Annotated in this window: 15 protein-coding genes and 4 tRNA genes; 16 read left to right on the forward strand and 3 right to left on the reverse strand. The window is 54.6% G+C overall.

Going from position 1 to position 18,013, the window contains the following annotated elements; genetic code table 11:
* Positions 1 to 7: 7 nt before the first annotated feature.
* A complete protein-coding gene (gene rhlB / locus AC6I8R_RS00830; protein ID WP_497831803.1) occupies positions 8 to 1,303 on the reverse strand; it encodes an ATP-dependent RNA helicase RhlB in 1,296 nt (431 codons plus the stop codon).
* Between the two features lie 116 nt (positions 1,304 to 1,419).
* On the opposite strand from rhlB, the gene trxA reads away from it, so the two are divergent.
* The 16 genes from trxA (at position 1,420) to AC6I8R_RS00910 (ending at position 15,046) form a co-directional block, all read left to right on the forward strand.
* Positions 1,420 to 1,752 carry a thioredoxin TrxA gene (gene trxA / locus AC6I8R_RS00835; RefSeq protein ID WP_021183775.1) on the forward strand — a complete coding sequence of 111 codons (333 nt, stop codon included), beginning with the start codon at positions 1,420 to 1,422 and terminating at the stop codon, positions 1,750 to 1,752.
* Positions 1,753 to 2,099: 347 nt separating this feature from the next.
* Positions 2,100 to 3,359 (forward strand): transcription termination factor Rho, encoded by a 1,260-nt coding sequence (gene rho / locus AC6I8R_RS00840; protein ID WP_021183776.1) that lies wholly within the window; start codon positions 2,100 to 2,102, stop codon positions 3,357 to 3,359.
* A gap of 275 nt (positions 3,360 to 3,634) precedes the next feature.
* A complete protein-coding gene (gene wecA, locus AC6I8R_RS00845) occupies positions 3,635 to 4,711 on the forward strand; it encodes a UDP-N-acetylglucosamine--undecaprenyl-phosphate N-acetylglucosaminephosphotransferase (RefSeq protein WP_021183777.1) in 1,077 nt (358 codons plus the stop codon).
* A 28-nt stretch (positions 4,712 to 4,739) separates the two neighbouring features.
* The gene (wzzE, locus tag AC6I8R_RS00850; protein ID WP_415175035.1) at positions 4,740 to 5,789 is read left to right on the forward strand and encodes an ECA polysaccharide chain length modulation protein; all 1,050 of its coding nucleotides are present in this window, start codon (positions 4,740 to 4,742) and stop codon (positions 5,787 to 5,789) included.
* 10 nt (positions 5,790 to 5,799) lie between these two features.
* Complete coding sequence (gene wecB / locus AC6I8R_RS00855; protein ID WP_208724533.1) at positions 5,800 to 6,924, forward strand: non-hydrolyzing UDP-N-acetylglucosamine 2-epimerase; 1,125 nt, start codon at positions 5,800 to 5,802, stop codon at positions 6,922 to 6,924.
* A gap of 2 nt (positions 6,925 to 6,926) precedes the next feature.
* A complete protein-coding gene (wecC, locus tag AC6I8R_RS00860; RefSeq protein WP_497831804.1) occupies positions 6,927 to 8,186 on the forward strand; it encodes a UDP-N-acetyl-D-mannosamine dehydrogenase in 1,260 nt (419 codons plus the stop codon).
* Positions 8,187 to 8,207: 21 nt separating this feature from the next.
* Positions 8,208 to 8,915 carry a dTDP-4-amino-4,6-dideoxy-D-galactose acyltransferase gene (gene rffC, locus AC6I8R_RS00865; protein WP_021183781.1) on the forward strand — a complete coding sequence of 236 codons (708 nt, stop codon included), beginning with the start codon at positions 8,208 to 8,210 and terminating at the stop codon, positions 8,913 to 8,915.
* Entirely contained in the window at positions 8,902 to 10,032 is a 1,131-nt protein-coding gene (gene rffA / locus AC6I8R_RS00870; protein WP_497831805.1) for a dTDP-4-amino-4,6-dideoxygalactose transaminase, read from the forward strand. The genes rffC and rffA overlap by 14 nt, the downstream gene beginning before the upstream one ends.
* Positions 10,032 to 11,285: a lipid III flippase WzxE gene (wzxE, locus tag AC6I8R_RS00875; RefSeq protein WP_415175038.1), complete on the forward strand. Its 1,254-nt coding sequence runs from the start codon at positions 10,032 to 10,034 to the stop codon at positions 11,283 to 11,285. The genes rffA and wzxE overlap by 1 nt, the downstream gene beginning before the upstream one ends.
* Complete coding sequence (gene wecF, locus AC6I8R_RS00880; protein ID WP_415175039.1) at positions 11,282 to 12,352, forward strand: TDP-N-acetylfucosamine:lipid II N-acetylfucosaminyltransferase; 1,071 nt, start codon at positions 11,282 to 11,284, stop codon at positions 12,350 to 12,352. Before wzxE ends, wecF begins: the two co-directional genes overlap by 4 nt.
* Positions 12,349 to 13,692 carry an ECA oligosaccharide polymerase gene (gene wzyE, locus AC6I8R_RS00885; RefSeq protein WP_021183785.1) on the forward strand — a complete coding sequence of 448 codons (1,344 nt, stop codon included), beginning with the start codon at positions 12,349 to 12,351 and terminating at the stop codon, positions 13,690 to 13,692. Before wecF ends, wzyE begins: the two co-directional genes overlap by 4 nt.
* A gap of 24 nt (positions 13,693 to 13,716) precedes the next feature.
* Positions 13,717 to 14,466 carry a lipopolysaccharide N-acetylmannosaminouronosyltransferase gene (gene wecG, locus AC6I8R_RS00890; RefSeq protein ID WP_497831806.1) on the forward strand — a complete coding sequence of 250 codons (750 nt, stop codon included), beginning with the start codon at positions 13,717 to 13,719 and terminating at the stop codon, positions 14,464 to 14,466.
* A 158-nt stretch (positions 14,467 to 14,624) separates the two neighbouring features.
* Positions 14,625 to 14,701: transfer RNA gene (locus AC6I8R_RS00895), tRNA-Arg, on the forward strand.
* A gap of 64 nt (positions 14,702 to 14,765) precedes the next feature.
* A tRNA-His gene (locus tag AC6I8R_RS00900) sits at positions 14,766 to 14,841 on the forward strand.
* Between the two features lie 16 nt (positions 14,842 to 14,857).
* Positions 14,858 to 14,944, forward strand: a tRNA-Leu gene (locus tag AC6I8R_RS00905).
* A gap of 25 nt (positions 14,945 to 14,969) precedes the next feature.
* Positions 14,970 to 15,046 (forward strand) — tRNA-Pro (locus AC6I8R_RS00910).
* Between the two features lie 621 nt (positions 15,047 to 15,667).
* On the opposite strand, the gene hemY is transcribed toward AC6I8R_RS00910, so the two are convergent.
* Together hemY and hemX are read right to left on the reverse strand one after the other, a co-directional pair.
* Positions 15,668 to 16,864, reverse strand: coding sequence for a protoheme IX biogenesis protein HemY (hemY, locus tag AC6I8R_RS00915; RefSeq protein ID WP_497831807.1), 1,197 nt, complete (start codon positions 16,862 to 16,864; stop codon positions 15,668 to 15,670).
* A gap of 2 nt (positions 16,865 to 16,866) precedes the next feature.
* Positions 16,867 to 18,000, reverse strand: coding sequence for a uroporphyrinogen-III C-methyltransferase (gene hemX, locus AC6I8R_RS00920; protein ID WP_415174104.1), 1,134 nt, complete (start codon positions 17,998 to 18,000; stop codon positions 16,867 to 16,869).
* Positions 18,001 to 18,013: the final 13 nt, after the last annotated feature.

Here is an 18,013-nt window from a genome sequence, read left to right on the forward strand (position 1 = left end):
GGTGTGCTTAACCCGAACGTTTACGGTTGTTGTTACGCGGTGCGCCACTGCGACGGTTGGTGTTATTGCCACCACGACGCGGGCCATTGCCTGAGCGGTTACGGGTCAAACGTTTCGGTGGTGGCAGGTCGCTCAACAGCGCTTCGCTATTGTATTTGCTCACCGGGATACCGTGGCCGATATACTCTTCAATGGCTGGCAGATTCAGCGCGTACTCTTCACAGGCGAGGCTGATGGAGTGACCGCTGGCACCCGCGCGGCCGGTACGGCCAATACGGTGCACGTAATCTTCACGATCGTCGGGCAGGTCGTAGTTAAATACATGGGTTACCGCAGGGATGTGCAGACCACGAGCAGCGACATCGGTTGCTACCAGAATATCAACATCACCTTTGGTGAAATCGTCGAGAATACGCAGACGTTTTTTCTGCGCCACGTCACCGGTCAACAAGCCAACGCGATGACCATCGGCGGCGAGATGGCCCCAGATGTCTTCACAACGGTGCTTGGTGTTAGCGAAGACGATGGCGCGGTCTGGCCACTCTTCTTCCAGCAGGGTTTGCAGCAGACGCATCTTCTCTTCATTTGAAGGATAGAAGAGTTCTTCTTTGATGCGATGGCCGGTTTTTTGCTCCGGTTCCACTTCCACATATTCGGCGTTGTTCATATGTTCGAACGCCAGTTCACGCACACGCCAGGAAAGGGTGGCGGAGAACAACATGCTCAGACGTTGCGTCGCAGGAGGAACACGGCGGAACACCCAGCGGATGTCTTTGATAAAGCCGAGATCGAACATGCGGTCAGCTTCGTCCAGCACCACCACCTGAATCGCGCCCAGGTTGATATGGTTCTGTTTAGCGTAATCGATCAGGCGACCGGTGGTACCCACCAGAATATCCACGCCTTGTTCCAGCACTTTCAGCTGTTTATCGTAACCGTCGCCGCCATAGGCCAGACCCAGCTTCAGGCCGGTGGCCTGTGCCAGCGGTTCTGCATCGGCATGGATCTGTACCGCCAGCTCGCGCGTAGGTGCCATGATCAAGGCGCGCGGCTGATTCACCTGACGGCCTTCAGCCTCAGGATGCGTAAGAAGATGATGAAACGTTGACGTCAGGAACGCCATCGTTTTGCCGGTACCGGTTTGCGCCTGACCCGCGACGTCACGCCCTGAAAGCGTAAGAGGCAACGCGAGCGCCTGAATCGGCGTGCAGTTATGAAAGCCTTTCTTTTCAAGGGCTTCCACTACCTTTGGGTGCAGGGCGAAGTCGGAAAACTTCTGTTCTGTTAAGTGTGTTTTGCTCATAGTGTGGTAGAATATCAGCTTACTATCGCTTTACGAAAGCGTATCCGATGAAATAAAGTCAACCTACGTTGGTAAATATTACGCCAATTCGCCAGGCATAATCTTTGGAGTAAAACATGAGCAGCGATAAAATCGTTCACCTGACCGATGACAGTTTCGACACCGATGTGCTGAAAGCAGACGGTGTGACACTGGTAGATTTCTGGGCTGAATGGTGTGGTCCTTGCAAAATGATCGCACCGATTCTTGATGAAGTCGCAGAAGAGTACGACGGTAAGCTCACCATCGCCAAGCTGAACATTGACGACAACCCGGGCACCGCGCCGAAGTACGGCATTCGTGGTATCCCAACCCTGCTGCTGTTCAAAAACGGCGAGGTGGCGGCAACGAAAGTTGGCGCGCTGTCAAAAGGCCAGCTTAAAGAGTTCCTGAACGCTAACCTGGGCTAAGCCCGGCGCGGTGTTTCGTCCGCAGTGGCGAATTTTTTCTCCACTGCTGGACGTCTCCCTTTTAGCGTGATAAGTTGTCAATACTGCATTACGCACTTACCTTGTAGTTTGCATCTAAAAGATTTCCCTTGTCAGACCCTATTCGCATTGAACGTTTTCGTGGTTTGGCAATCTGACGGCTAGTACCCCTGGCAACATTATCGACCGTCTCCTCGCTTTCTATCGCCATCCCTGACGATATCCGTCGAGCAGAGTCGAAAAAGAGCCATTAAACAGGCATGGAATATTCGCCATACCATTCACGACAAACATTTCGAGAATTACCCCGAGTTTAAGAACCCATCACTATGAATCTTACCGAATTAAAGAATACGCCGGTTTCTGAGCTGATTACTCTCGGCGAAAATATGGGGCTGGAAAACCTGGCGCGTATGCGCAAGCAGGATATTATTTTCGCCATTCTGAAGCAGCACGCGAAGAGTGGCGAAGACATCTTCGGTGATGGTGTGCTGGAGATATTGCAGGATGGATTTGGTTTCCTCCGTTCCGCAGACAGCTCCTACCTCGCCGGTCCCGACGACATCTACGTTTCTCCCAGCCAAATTCGCCGCTTCAACCTCCGCACAGGTGACACCATCTCCGGTAAAATCCGCCCGCCGAAAGAAGGTGAGCGTTACTTTGCCCTGTTGAAGGTGAATGAAGTTAACTACGATAAGCCGGAAAACGCGCGTAGTAAGATTCTGTTCGAAAACCTTACGCCGCTGCACGCTAACAGCCGTTTGCGTATGGAGCGTGGTAATGGTTCTACTGAAGACCTGACAGCGCGTGTTCTGGATCTGGCTTCACCGATTGGTCGTGGTCAGCGTGGCTTGATCGTAGCACCGCCGAAAGCCGGTAAAACCATGCTGCTGCAAAACATCGCCCAGAGCATCGCCTACAATCACCCGGATTGTGTGCTGATGGTGCTGCTGATTGACGAACGTCCGGAAGAAGTGACCGAGATGCAGCGTCTGGTTAAAGGCGAAGTTATCGCATCAACCTTCGACGAACCGGCTTCCCGCCATGTGCAGGTTGCGGAGATGGTGATCGAGAAGGCCAAGCGCCTGGTTGAGCACAAAAAAGACGTCATCATTCTGCTCGACTCCATCACCCGTCTGGCTCGCGCCTACAACACCGTGGTTCCGGCCTCAGGTAAAGTACTGACCGGTGGTGTGGACGCCAACGCCCTGCATCGTCCGAAGCGTTTCTTCGGTGCGGCGCGTAACGTGGAAGAGGGCGGCAGCCTGACCATTATCGCTACCGCGTTGGTTGATACCGGTTCGAAGATGGACGAAGTGATTTACGAAGAATTTAAAGGTACCGGCAACATGGAATTGCACCTTTCCCGTAAAATTGCGGAAAAACGTGTGTTCCCGGCGATCGACTACAACCGTTCCGGTACCCGTAAAGAGGAACTGCTTACCACCTCTGAAGAGTTGCAGAAGATGTGGATCCTGCGCAAAATCATCCATCCGATGGGTGAAATCGACGCGATGGAGTTCCTCATCAACAAACTGGCAATGACCAAAACCAACGACGAATTCTTCGATATGATGAAGCGTTCCTGACGTGTCAGTGGCGAAAAGTCTCTCAGACAGACTTTTCGCACAAATTGCCAGGATTTATCGCCAACGCCACGTCTTAACGTGGCGTTTTTTATTTTCGGGCATTAGGATTATGCGAGCCGGGAGTATTGATAATGACTGTGGCGGAAGTGCTGGTTTTTTAACCAAACGCGCACCTCTGGAGCAGAATTAGGACTAAGGATGAACGGCAAAGGCAAAAAGTTCGCCTATTGTTGTCCACGATTTTAGCTGAGAGCGTTAATGTGAATTTACTCACTATGAGTACTGAGCTTGGTTTAGTTTTTCTGTTTTCCTTAGCGTTCCTGTTTTTTGCTCGCAAAGTGGCTAAAAAAATCGGACTGGTTGACACGCCAAACTCCAGAAAACGCCATCATGGAGCGATTCCGCTCGTCGGCGGGATTTCCGTCTATGCGGGGATCTGCTTCGCTTTTCTCATTTCGAATTACTATCTCCCGCATTCCTTGTTGTACCTCGGCTGCGCCGGGATGCTGGTGTTGGTTGGCGCGCTGGACGATCGCTTCGATATCAGCGTGAAAATCCGTGCTACGGTGCAGGCTACAGTCGCGATAGTGATGATGGCCGGAGCCAAACTCTATCTGCTTAGCCTCGGTTTTATTATCGGCCCGGTCGAACTGATTGTCGGGCCGTTTGGCTATGTACTGACGCTGTTTGCCGTTTGGGCGGCAATTAACGCCTTCAATATGGTGGATGGGATTGATGGCCTGCTGGGCGGGCTGTCGTCAGTCACCTTCGGTGCGATGGGGATCATTCTTTACTTTGACGGGCAAACCAGCCTGTCAATGTGGTGCTTTGCCATGATTGCCGCCACCATCCCCTATATCCTGCTTAACCTTGGTTTCCTCGGACGGCGTTATAAAGTGTTTATGGGTGATGCAGGCAGTACCATGATTGGTTTCACCATCATCTGGATCCTGCTGGAAACCACCCAGGGATTAAGTCATCCGATAACCCCGGTCACCGCGTTGTGGCTGATTGCCATTCCCCTGATGGATATGGTTGCCATCATGTATCGCCGTCTGCGCAAAGGGATGAGCCCATTTTCTGCCGATCGCCAGCATATCCATCATCTGATCATGCGTGCGGGTTTTACGTCACGACAGGCGTTCCTGTTGATTACCGTGGCGGCGGCGATTCTGGCGGGTATTGGTGTCCTCGGTGAGTATTTGGCCTTCATCCCGGAATGGGTAATGTTGGTATTGTTTTTGTTGGCATTTTTCTTCTATGGCTATTGCCTGAAGCACGCCTGGCGTGTGGCACGCAAAGTTCGCCGAATCAAACGTCGCTGGCAAAGCGTTGGCGATGATAAGAAATAAATCAGTACCCAGAAAAGGATCCCTTGTTATGACCTCTGGAGTTGTTGAGAACGAACTGGATATTCGCGGCCTGTGCTGTACGCTATGGCGTGGTAAACGCTGGATCGTTGGTCTGGCGTTGCTGTTCGCGTTGCTGGCATGGCTGGTGTCTATGCTGATGAAACAGACATGGAGCACCACGGCGATCACCGATCGGCCCACCGTCAACATGCTGGGGGATTTCTTCGTCCAACAGCAACTGCTCAAAAACCTTGATGTGCGTAACAACACGCTAAATCTCAGCTCGCCTGGGCCAACGGTCATGGATGATGTCTACCAGGAATTCATCATGCAACTGGCCTCATGGGACACTCGGCGGGATTTCTGGTTGCAGACCGACTACTATAAAAGCCGCAAAAGCGGTAACGCCCACAACGATGCGGCGTTACTTGATGATCAGATCAGCAATATTCAGTTCACACCTGCCGATCCGGCTCACAATACGCTGAACAGCGTCAGGCTGGTGGCCGAAAGCGCCAGTGATGCCAATAACCTGCTGCGACAGTACATTGCTTACGCCAGCGAACGGGCCGCGCGCCATTTGAATGCGGAGCTGAAAGGTGCCTGGCAGGCGCGAGCCGAACAGTTGCAGGCGCAGGTGAAGCGTCAGGAAGATGTGGCACAGGCGGTATTTGCCCGGCAGCGCCAGCGTATTGAGCAGGCGCTGAAAATCGCCAGCCAGCAAGGTATCAAAGAAAACCGCGCGCCGGTGACGGGTGAAACGCTACCGGACAGCGACCGCTTCCTGCTGGGGCAGCAAATGTTGCAGGCGCAGCTCGATACCTTGCAGGCCAGCGGTCCGACGTACGATTTAAGCTATGATCAAAACAGAGCGATGTTGAGTACATTGCAGGCCGGGCCGCGTGTGGATAAACAGTTTCAGACCTACCGCTATCTGCGTACACCAGAAGAACCGGTAAAGCGTGATAGCCCACGTCGGCTGTTTATGATGATCATGTGGGGCGTCATCGGCGCGCTGGTGGGAGCGGGGGTTGCATTGGTGCGCCGTCCGCGCCCGATGTCACCAACGAGTCATTGAGAGAAGCCGCGTGAAAGTTCTGACCGTATTTGGTACTCGTCCTGAGGCGATCAAAATGGCACCGCTGGTGCAAGCGCTGGCCCAGGATTCGGCGTTTGAATCGCGCCTGTGCGTCACCGCCCAGCATCGTGAAATGCTTGATCAGGTGCTTCGTTTGTTCAATCTGCAACCCGACTATGACCTCAATATCATGCGACCGGAGCAGGGGCTGACGGAAATCACCTGTCGTATTTTGCAGGGCATGAAAACCGTATTGGCCGATTTCCGTCCCGATGTGGTGCTGGTACATGGTGATACCACCACGACGCTGGCTGCCAGCCTGGCGGCGTTTTATCACCAAATCCCGGTAGGGCATGTGGAAGCCGGTCTGCGAACCGGGAATCTGATGTCGCCCTGGCCGGAAGAGGCTAACCGTACCCTGACTGGGCATCTGGCAAGTTATCACTTCACGCCTACACAAAACTCACGAGAGAATTTGCTGCGCGAAAATCTGCCGGAACAGCGGATTTTCGTCACCGGCAATACGGTGATTGATGCCTTGTTGTGGGTGCGCGATCGCGTACTGGACGACGCCGATCTGAACGCCCGGCTGACGGCGCATTATCCGTTCCTCGACCCGGAGAAAAAGCTGATTCTGGTCACCGGGCATCGACGGGAGAGTTTTGGCGACGGTTTTGAACGCATTTGCAGCGCGCTGGCGCAGATTGCCCGTCGCCACCCGCAGGCGCAGATCGTCTACCCGGTGCACCTCAATCCGAATGTCAGCGAGCCGGTCAATCGTATTCTGAGCGGGATCGAAAATATCGTTCTGATCGAGCCGCAGGAGTATCTGCCATTTGTCTGGTTGATGAACCGCGCATGGCTGATCCTCACGGATTCTGGTGGTATTCAGGAAGAGGCGCCGTCACTTGGCAAACCGGTGTTGGTAATGCGAGACACTACCGAACGCCCGGAGGCAGTTGCTGCTGGCACGGTCAGGTTGGTGGGTACGGATATTGATAAAATTGTGGCAGAAGTCAGCCTGTTGCTGGACAACGATGAAGTCTGGCAGGCGATGAGCCATGCGCACAATCCTTATGGCGACGGCCAGGCCTGCGCGCGCATTTTGCAGGTTCTTAAAAATCATAGAGTTTAACCATGAGTTTTCAAACCATTTCCGTTATTGGACTGGGTTACATTGGGCTGCCGACCGCAGCCGTTTTTGCCTCTCGGGAAATTAAAGTGGTGGGCGTTGATATCAATGCCCACGCAGTCGAAACCATCAATCGTGGTGAAATTCACATTGTTGAACCGGAACTCGACAAAGTGGTCCACGAGGCCGTGCAGCGCGGTTTTCTGCGCGCCACGACCCAGGTGGAAGCAGCCGATGCCTTTCTGATTGCGGTTCCCACGCCTTTTATCGGTGATCACCAGCCGGATCTCAGCTATGTCCAGGCGGCAGCGTCTTCTATCGCTCCGGTATTAAAAGCGGGCGATTTAGTGATTCTCGAATCCACTTCCCCGGTTGGGACGACGGAACAGTTGGCCGCCTGGCTGGCGGCTGCGCGTCCTGACCTGCGTTTTCCGCAGCATGGTGAGGCACCCGATATCGCCATTGCCTACTGCCCGGAGCGCGTGTTGCCTGGCAAAGTGATGGTGGAGTTGATTGAAAACGATCGCGTGATCGGTGGCATGACACCCGCTTGCTCCGCGCGTGCCAGCGAGTTGTACCGCATCTTCCTGCGTGGCGAGTGTGTAGAAACCCACGCGCGCACGGCGGAGATGTGCAAGCTGACAGAAAACAGCTTCCGTGACGTTAATATCGCGTTTGCCAATGAACTGTCACTGATCTGCGCTGAACAGGGAATTAATGTCTGGGAACTGATTTCGCTGGCGAATCGCCACCCACGCGTCAACATTCTGCAACCCGGCCCTGGTGTGGGCGGTCACTGCATTGCTGTCGATCCCTGGTTTATCGTGGCGCAAAACCCGCAGCAGGCGCGTCTGATCCGCACCGCGCGAGAAGTTAACGATGCCAAACCGCTCTGGGTTTTGGATCAGGTGAAGCAGGCGTTAGCCGAATGCCTGACCGCCAGTGGCAAACGCGCCAGCGAAGTTAGTATCGCCTGCTTTGGCCTGGCGTTTAAACCCAATATTGATGACCTACGTGAAAGCCCGGCCATGACCGTGGCAGAACTGATTGCCGATTGGCACAGCGGCGCCACCTGGGTAGTTGAACCGCATATCAACACGATCCCTAACCGCCTGGCGGGTAAAGCTAAGCTGGTAACGACCAACGAGGCACTCCAACAGGCTGATATTTTGGTGATGCTGGTTGATCACACGCCGTTCCGTGACATTGATGCTGCGCAGGTCACGCAGGCGTGGATTGTCGATACTAAAGGGGTTTGGCGATGAAACACTTTCTGGTCAACAACCATGTCCATCCGTGTCAGCATTAACCCACTGCCGTGGGAGAGTGGCTTCTTTAGCCTGAATACCGCGCGCCTCGATATCGATGGCGACACACCGCTGGCGCACGCATTGCAGCAGCCCTGTGGCTTGTGGCAAATCAAGGTCGCGGCTGAACGCAACGATGTGATCGATGCCATCAGCCAGCACGGTTTTCAGTTGGTGGAAGGGGAAGCCGATCTCGCCATCAATATCAAACGTACCGAGCGGCAAACTGGCGTGCGCATCGCGCGTGAAGCGCAGATCCCGGCATTGCGCGCCGCCGCCGGAGTGGCGTTTCGTCTGAGCCGCTTTCGTACCCCGTGGTTTAAGGCGGATGACAGCAGCCGTTTCTACGCACAGTGGATTGAGAACGCAGTACGCGGCACGTTTGATAACCAGTGCCTGATTGCCTGCGATGAGCAGGGCGAATTGCAGGGTTTTGTCTCGATACGCGAGCAGGACGGTGATGCGCGCATTGGGCTGCTGGCGGTGTTGCCGGAAGCGCAGGGTAAGGGTATCGGCCAGCGCTTGCTGCTGTCGGCCGCTGACTGGGGGCGGGTGCGCCAGCTTAATCGGCTACGTGTTGCTACTCAACTCAGCAATCTGACGGCGATGCGTCTCTATTTACGCAGCGGTGCACGGCTGGAAAGCACGGCTTACTGGTTCTACAGGAACGCACATGATCCCATTTAATGCGCCCCCGATCGTGGGCAGCGAAATTGAATATATGCAATCGGCGATGGCCAGCGGCAAGCTCTGCGGCGATGGCGGCTTTACCCGGCGTTGCCAGCAATGGATGGAGCAGCATTTCGGCAGCAAAAAGGTTCTGCTGACGCCTTCCTGCACGGCCTCGCTGGAGATGGCTGCGTTGCTGATTGATATCCAGCCCGGCGATGAAGTGATTATGCCGAGTTACACCTTTGTATCCACGGCCAATGCCTTTGTGCTGCGTGGTGCCACAATCGTGTTTGTGGATGTGCGTCCCGATACATTGAACATCGACGAAACCCTGATTGAAGCGGCGATCACCGAGAAAACACGCGCTATCGTGCCAGTCCATTACGCCGGTGTGGCCTGCGAAATGGACACCATTATGGCGCTGGCGGCAAAGTATCAGCTTTACGTGATTGAAGATGCAGCGCAGGGGGTGATGTCAAACTACAAAGGGCGTGCGCTTGGCACCATCGGTCATATTGGTTGTTTTAGCTTCCATGAAACCAAAAACTACACCGCAGGTGGTGAAGGCGGAGCTACGCTGATTAATGACGCAAAAATGGTCGAACGTGCCGAGATAATCCGGGAAAAAGGCACCAATCGTAGCCAGTTCTTTCGTGGCCAGGTGGATAAATACACCTGGCGCGACATCGGCTCCAGCTATCTGATGGCGGATTTACAGGCCGCATATCTCTGGGCGCAGCTCGAAGTGGCCGAGCGTATCAATCAGCAGCGCCTGCGCCTGTGGAATAACTATTATGCGGCGCTTCAGCCGCTGGCGGCTGCCGGACGCCTTGCCTTGCCGGTGGTGCCAGGCGACTGCCGCCACAACGCGCATATGTTTTACATCAAACTGCGTGACAGCAGCGATCGTCAGGCGCTGATCAACTGGATGAAAGAAGCCGAAATTCTCACCGTTTTTCATTACATCCCACTGCATTCATCACCGGCGGGCGCGCGTTTTGGCCGCTTCCACGGCGATGATGTTGTTACCACCCGTGAGAGCGAACGTTTGCTGCGTTTGCCACTGTTCTACAATCTGTCGGACAACAATCAGCGCACGGTGATCAATTCCCTGTTGAGCTTCTTTGCCTGATGTCACTCGCTAAAGCCTCGGTGTGGACCGCGTCGTCCACGCTGGTCAAAATTGTTGCCGGGTTGCTGGTGGTCAAATTGCTGGCCGTCAGTTTCGGCCCGGAAGGCGTCGGCCAGGCCGGAAACTTCCGTCAGCTGATTACCGTGCTTGGCGTGCTGGCCGGTGCCGGCATATTTAACGGCGTGACCACCTATGTGGCGCAATTTCAGCAGCAACCCGCGTCGCTACGGGCTGTCACCGGAACGGCATCCGCGCTGGTGCTTGGCTTCTCCACGCTACTGGCGGTGGTGTTTTTGCTGGCTGCGGCACCGATTAGCCGGGCGTTATTCGGCCACGATCATTATCAGGGCGTGGTACGCATCGTGGCATTTCTCCAGCTTGGTATCGCCTGGGCGAATCTGACGCTGGCATTGTTGAAAGGTTTTCGTGATGCACGCGGTAACGCGTTGGCGCTGATTGCCGGTAGCCTGATTGGCGTGGTGGCGTATGCGCTGTGCTGGTGGATCGGCGGTTACGCCGGAGCATTGGTTGGGTTAGCGCTGGTGCCTGCGCTGGTGGTGATCCCAGCGCTGATGATGTTGCGACGTCATCAGCAGGTGTTGCCACTACGTTGGTTAAAACCGGTCTGGGAGCCGGAACTGGCGCGCAATCTGGCGAAGTTTACCCTCATGGCGCTGATCACCTCGGTGACGCTGCCGGTGGCCTGGGTGTTGATGCGAAACCTGCTGGCGCAACAGCAAGGCTGGGCGCAGGTCGGGTTGTGGCAAGGTGTCACCAGCATTTCTGATGCGTATCTGCAATTTATCACCGCCACCTTTAGCGTCTGGCTGTTGCCAACCCTGGCCCGGCTGGAGCATAAGCCACAGATTACGCGGGAAATTTTGCGCGCGCTGCGCTTTGTTCTGCCCGCAGTGGCGGCTGCCAGCTTCTGCGTCTGGTTATTGCGTGATGTGGCCATCTGGCTGCTTTTCTCCACAAAGTTCGCCGCGATGCGCGATCTGTTTGTCTGGCAACTGTGTGGTGACGTGTTCAAAGTCGGTGCCTATGTCTTTGGTTACCTGGTAATCGCTAAAGCGTCGCTGCGTTTCTATATTTTGACGGAAGTCAGCCAGTTCATCTTACTGATGGCGTTTTCCCACTGGTTGATTCCGCTACATGGGACGGTCGGTGCCGCACAAGCCTACATGGCGACCTACATTTGCTACTTTGCGCTCTGCTGTGGCGCCTTTACCCTTTATTGCCGAAGAAAATGACGTTAACTCATGTGCTGGGATCGGATATCCCCCATCATAATCACACCGTGCTGCGCTTCTTTAATGATGTGATCAGCGCGCAACTGCCGCAGGATACGCCTCGTCGATTTATGGTGGTCACACCAACGCCAGACGCATTACAGGCTTATCAGGCATTGCAAATTGAAACCTTTCCCGACAAGCGGGCGCTGGCACGGGCGGTGATCAACCGTGCGACAGACCGGCAGCAGCGCTTCTTTTTCCACGGTCAATTTAATCCCGGGCTTTGGCTGGCGTTGTTGAGTGGCAAACTGCGGCGCAACCAGGCGTTCTGGCATGTATGGGGCGCAGATTTATATGAAGAGGGCAGCGGTCTGAAGTATCAGCTGTTCTATCTGCTGCGGCGTCTCGCGCAGGGACGTATGGCACGCGTGTTCGCGACACGCGGCGACCTGTACCATTATCAGCAACGGCATCCGCGGGTGCCGACATCTTTGCTTTATTTCCCGACACGGATGCCGGAATGTGCCGTGCCTGTTGCGACAGAACCGCATGATTTTACCGTGTTGTTGGGTAATTCGGGCGATCGCAGCAATCGCCATATCGCGGGTTTGCAGGCGATCAAGTCACAGTTTGGTGACCAAATAAAGGTGGTGATACCGCTTGGCTATCCCGCTAATAATGATACATATATTAACGAAGTCGCTACTGAAGCCGCGTTACTTTTCCCCAATGGGCAGGTTACGCTGTTGCGCGATAAGATCGATTTTGACGCCTATCTTGCGCTGCTCAGCCGTTGCCACCTGGGTTATTTTATGTTTGAACGCCAGCAGGGGATTGGTACCCTCTGCCTGCTGATTCAGGCTGGCATTCCGTTTGTTCTCAGCCGCAAAAACCCGTTCTGGCGCGATCTTAGTGAGCAGGGATTACCGGTGTTGTTCAGCGACGATGCTCTGGACAGCGCGCGGGTCGCAGAGGCACAGCGCCAGCTGATGCAGTGCGATCCTGCCTCCATCGCATTCTTTGCCCCCGGCTATCTGGCAGGGTGGCGCGAGGCACTCACTCTGAGTGAAACGGAGAACTTATGACCCTCTTGCAGTTCAGCGGTCTGCTGGTGGTGTATTTGTTCTCGCTGGGTTTTATCCTGACTCTGACCTGGCGGGAATTTAAACGGGTGCGTTTCAACTTCCACCTGTTCTTTACCATTCTTTTTTTACTGACATTTTATTTTGGCTTTCCACTGACCAGCATTCTGGTGTTCCGCTTCAATATGGCGGTGGTGCCCGCAGAATTTTTGTTGCAGGCGCTACTGGCTGCCACCAGTTTCTATGCCATCTATTACGTGAGCTACAAAGTCCGTTTGCGTCCGGCCACTCGCGTGCCGCGCAAACCCTGGTTGCAGATGAACCGGGTGGAAACCCATCTCACCTGTCTGCTGTTGGCGCTGGTGGCAATCGGCACCGTAACGGTGTTTTTCCTGCATAATGGCCTGCTGCTGTTCCGGCTAACGGCCTATAACCAGATCTTCTCCAGCGAAGTCTCCGGTGTGGCGCTAAAACGCTTCTTCTACTTCTTCATCCCGGCGATGTTGATTCGTTACTTCCTCAACCCGACGCTGCGTCAGTGGCTGCTGTTTTTGCTGGTTTCCGTGGCTTTTGGCCTGCTGACCTATGCGTTGGTGGGGGGCACGCGCGCGAACATCATCATCGCCTTTGCGCTGTTCCTGTTTATCGGTATTACCCGCGGCTGGATCACGCTGTGGATGCTGGCTGCTGCGGGGGTGTTGGCGATTGGCGGCATGTTCTGGCTGGCGCTGCGTCGTTATAACCTCAATGTGATGGGGGATGAGGCGTTTTACACCTTCCTTTATCTGACGCGCGATACCTTCTCTCCGTGGGAGAATCTGGCGTTGTTGTTGCAGCACTACGACAAAATCTCGTTTCAGGGCTTGGCCCCAATGTGGCGTGATTTTTACGTATTTATTCCGAGCTGGCTGTGGCCGGGACGTCCGTCGATGGTGCTGAACAGCGCTAACTACTTTACCTGGGAAGTGCTGAATAACCACTCCGGGCTGGCGATCTCGCCAACGTTACTTGGGTCGCTGTTGGTGATGGGTGGCGTGTGGTTTATTCCGCTGGGTGCCGTTGCGGTGGGCCTGTTAATGAAAGGCTTCGATACGCTGTACGCGCGTGGTCGTCATGAGACTAATCGCTATAACGGGGCCATTTTGCAAAGTTTTTGTTTTGGTGCGGTGTTTAACATGATCGTGCTGGCGCGTGAGGGGCTGGATGCCTTCGGGTCACGCGTGGTGTTTTTCTGCGTTATTTTTGCCGCCTGCTTATTGGTGGCGAAGTTGCTTTACTGGCTGCTGGACCGTGCCGGATTGATCCGACAACGCGGTGAGCCGGTGTTACCCAGCCCTTTTTAACCTCCGGGGACAACAGGAAAACGTTTGACGTTGAATACGATAAAAAAAGAGGAGCCGCGTTATTCGCTACGCGGTATCGATCTCTACGCTTTTCAGGATGGGGCGTCCTTTCTCGACTTTCTTCTGCCTGACGAGAAGCCGCGCAGTGGCACGCTGGTGGCGATCAATGCCGAAAAGATGTTGACGCTGGAAAGCGATGCACAAGTCCGTGCGTTGATTGAACAAGCCGAATTTAAATATGCCGATGGCATCAGCATTGTGCATTCGTTACGCAAGAAATATCCGCAGCTACGGGTAAACAGAATTGCCGGAGCCGATTTGTGGGAGGCATTGATGGAACGTGCTGGCCGCAGTGGCATCCCGGTCTTTTTGATTGGCGGTCATGACGCTGTGTTGCAGGAAACCTGCGAAAAACTACGCCGTCAGTGGCAGGTGAACATTGTCGGCAGCCAGGATGGCTATTTTACCCCGGATGAGCGCGAGGCGTTATTTACGCGTATTGCTGCCAGCAAAGCGCAGATTGTGACTGTCGCGCTGGGATCGCCACGTCAGGAGTTGCTGATGCGTGATTGCCGCGCCCATTGGCCCGACGCGCTGTATATGGGGGTAGGTGGCACCTATGATGTGTTTACCGGGCGGGTGGCGCGCGCGCCCCGTAGCTGGCAAAAACTTGGGCTGGAATGGCTGTATCGCTTGATTCGTCAGCCTTCGCGCTGGCGACGCCAAATAAAGTTGCTGAAATATTTAGGCTATCACTGGCGCGGCGATCTCTGATATTGCTGATTAATGCAGCAATTTCTGGTTGGGGCAGGCATAAAGTGCAGTATTTATCGACGGAATGCACAAAGCGTAACCAAACGCGTTTTTTTATGAAAAAAGCACTGGACAGTCTGGTATCAGGTCCGTAGTATGCACATCCGCAACGGCGCTACGCGCCCGTAGCTCAGCTGGATAGAGCGCTGCCCTCCGGAGGCAGAGGTCTCAGGTTCGAATCCTGTCGGGCGCGCCATTAAGTTTGTGCGCAAGAGCTTCGGTGGTTTTAAATACCGCGTTAGGCAGTAAAAAGATTTATGGTGGCTATAGCTCAGTTGGTAGAGCCCTGGATTGTGATTCCAGTTGTCGTGGGTTCGAGTCCCATTAGCCACCCCAGATTTTGCTGGGACATGCGAAGGTGGCGGAATTGGTAGACGCGCTAGCTTCAGGTGTTAGTGTCTTAACGGACGTGAGGGTTCAAGTCCCTCTCTTCGCACCAGGCAAAATATTAAGATAAAAAAAATCGGCGAGTAGCGCAGCTTGGTAGCGCAACTGGTTTGGGACCAGTGGGTCGGAGGTTCGAATCCTCTCTCGCCGACCATCTTAATATGAAAAACAACCTGCTAAGAGCAGGTTTTTTTTCGTCTGTAGAAAAGTAATTTCATGCCATTGTCTCTGTTCTGAGACATGCAACCTGTTGATTTGTATGTATTTTACATATCCTTGCATTGCCTGTCGCTCAGCGGAGACAATCTGGAGCCGATTTGTCGCTGTATCCCGACAGCATCGTTTGGCTTTAGCACATCGATAAAAATAACCATCTGATAAATATAGATTTAATTTGTCATCTGCAAACCTGGCACGGCTTGTGCAATAATATCTTCGTAGATGCTCATTCCACCTCTTATGTCTGCTGATGCTGCATAAACCTGGGAATGATGCAGAGCCCCTTACGGTATCCGTTGTCCAGCCAGGCAGCATCGCGCAAGCCTTACTGCAAACCCGGACATTACGTTGAGTCGGATACCATCAGTTGTCTTACCGACCTGATCTTACACCTGCCTCTGGCAGGTGTTTTTTTATCTGCAAAATCTGCGCGATAAATCGCGCCGCTACCATCACATAAATTCTGTAGCGGCGTGATTTATCACGCCTGATGATAGAATTTAGCGCAAAAAAAAGCCGGGCAAGCCCGGCGTGCACAAAAATAACAATCGAGAAATCAGGCGCTGGGGTTGTTCTTCAACGTCAGCAGGAGTCCTTCACGACGCATCTTCGCCGCTTCTTCCGGCCGGTGCATGCGATCGTAGACATCTGCCAGCCATGCGTAATCAAACGCATCGGGACGCTGCGCCAGCGCCTGCTGGAAGGCTTCTGCTGCCTGCTGCCACTCGCCGTGACGCATCAGCATCTGGCCCAGCGTGCTGTGCAGCAGCGGTGTTGCGCCGTGCTGTTTAATTTGATTGCGCAGCGCTTTCTCCAGCGACTCTGGATCACCGCTTTTGATACGCGGCATCAGCAGCACCAGACGATCGTCGTACTGGCGCTTCAGCCCATCCAGCACGATAGCTTGCGCGGTATCCGGGTCATCGCACTCAATCAGATGCTCCGCCATTGCCACCTGCAACGCAGTTTCCTGACGGGTTTTACGGCTCTGATTTTGCCACCAGCGTTTCAGGCCATCGCTGCCCTGGTCGGCCATCGCCTGATTCATCAGGCCCAGCCATGCTTGCTGCTGGAGCGCTGCGCGCTGGGTATCATCGTTGATCTGCACTTTTTGCATCGAGGGCAGGATATCCAGCAGCGCGCCCCAGGCACCCGTAAGGATATAGGCCTGCTCAGCCAGACGTAACACTTCAGGGTGACGTGGTGCCACTTCCAGCAAACGGTCGATGCCATGACGGGCGGCGTGGTCTTCATTGCGCGCCAGTTGCAGACGAACTCGGGTAATTTCCACCGGAATGGTGTCGTTTTGCGACAGCTCGGCGGCACGTTCCAGATGCTGGTTAGCGCGAAGCTCGTCGCCACGCTGCTGCGCTGCTTCTGCCGCCAGCAGATAGTTAGCGACTGGCTGGTCGGCGTGATCGGCATCTTTCGACAGCAGTTTCTCAACTTGCTTGTAATCGCCTTCTGCCAGCTTCATCAGCGCGGTTTGAGTATGACGCTGCGCGCGACGACGCTTACGACCGGTAAACCAGCCACGGGTACGTGCGCCGGTACGGAACAGACGGCGCAGCACCCACTCAACGAACAGAATCACCAGCAGGCTGAGGATCAGGATGATGGCCAGGCCGGTAACGCTGGTTTCAATGTTCCAGTTGTCGGTCTGGATCAGCACATAACCCTGATGACCGGCCAACATTGGGCCGAGCACCACACCGGCGATCAACAGCAGAAAAAGTACCAATACTTTTAGCATGCTTAGCCTCCCTGCTGGTCAGCCGCAACCGATGGCTGCGCCAACAGATTACGCACGCGGGTTTGCATCAACTTATCCAGCAGTTGCTGGCTTTCCAACGAATCAGGGACATCCATCGAAATACTTTGCTGGCTCAGCTCGTCTAGCTGATCAAGGAAGGCTTTGGTCGCGGCATCATTGGTGTCATACCAGGCACGTACCCAGGTGGAGACGGCATCAATCGATTGTTTGTAGATTTCGTCCTGATGGCGTGGCACGGCCTGGGCGGCGATCAGCAGACGCGAACGGATATTTTCTCGCAGATAGACATCCTGGTTAGGTGCCAGCAGCGGCTGCGCGGTGTTATCGCGGCGGCGGATGGTGATAAAGCCGTCCATAAAGTTGTGCCAGCTTTTCACCAGATTCTGCCGCCATTCATGCAGTGAGCTGGAAAGCTCGCCGCTGTCGGCATCCATCGGCGAATCGTCGTTGTCGTTATCTGCCAGTCGCAGGTTATCCACGCCGTTCGACAGTTGGTTCAGCTTAAGGATGATGCCGTCGTAATCGACCTGGCTGACGGCTGAAAGCGAGCTGATATCCTGAGTCAGGGCGCGACGTACATTCATTACGCTCGGATCATTCATTTCCGCGAGGCTGGTGTCTGCGCTTTTCAGCAACGCGGCTGCGGTGGTGACATCCTGATCGCTCCACAGCTTACGCCCCGCCAGTTTGACCAGATAATCAGCCTGCGCCAGCAGCCAGGTGCGGGTATCGTTACCCGAAATAGTGGCGACTTTTTGCCGTAAGGCTTCCAGCTCTTTGGCGCTGGCGTCTTGTTGGTTACGTGCTTCCTGCAAGGCGCTGTTGGCGCTTTCCAGTTGCTGCGTCAGCTGTTGTTTATCGCTGCCCAGTTGCTGTTGCAGTGCGCTCAGTTGCTCACTCAGATTCTGGTTAGTCTGAGCCTGTAAGTCGGCCTGGTGTTTCCCATTCAGGTAAAGGCCCGCGCCAATCGCCAGCGCAATCACAATCGCCACCGCACCCAGCACCTTGCCATCGCGTTTGTTGTCGCGCGGTGATTTTTTAGCTGGAGGAGTAGCGTTGTCGCCCGCTGGTGTGGTTGCGTCAACCACGGCGGAGGAGGCTTTTTGTTCCGTCATTGCGGCTCATCCC

This window comes from Pantoea sp. X-Soil-OKNW-713, assembly GCF_059730685.1.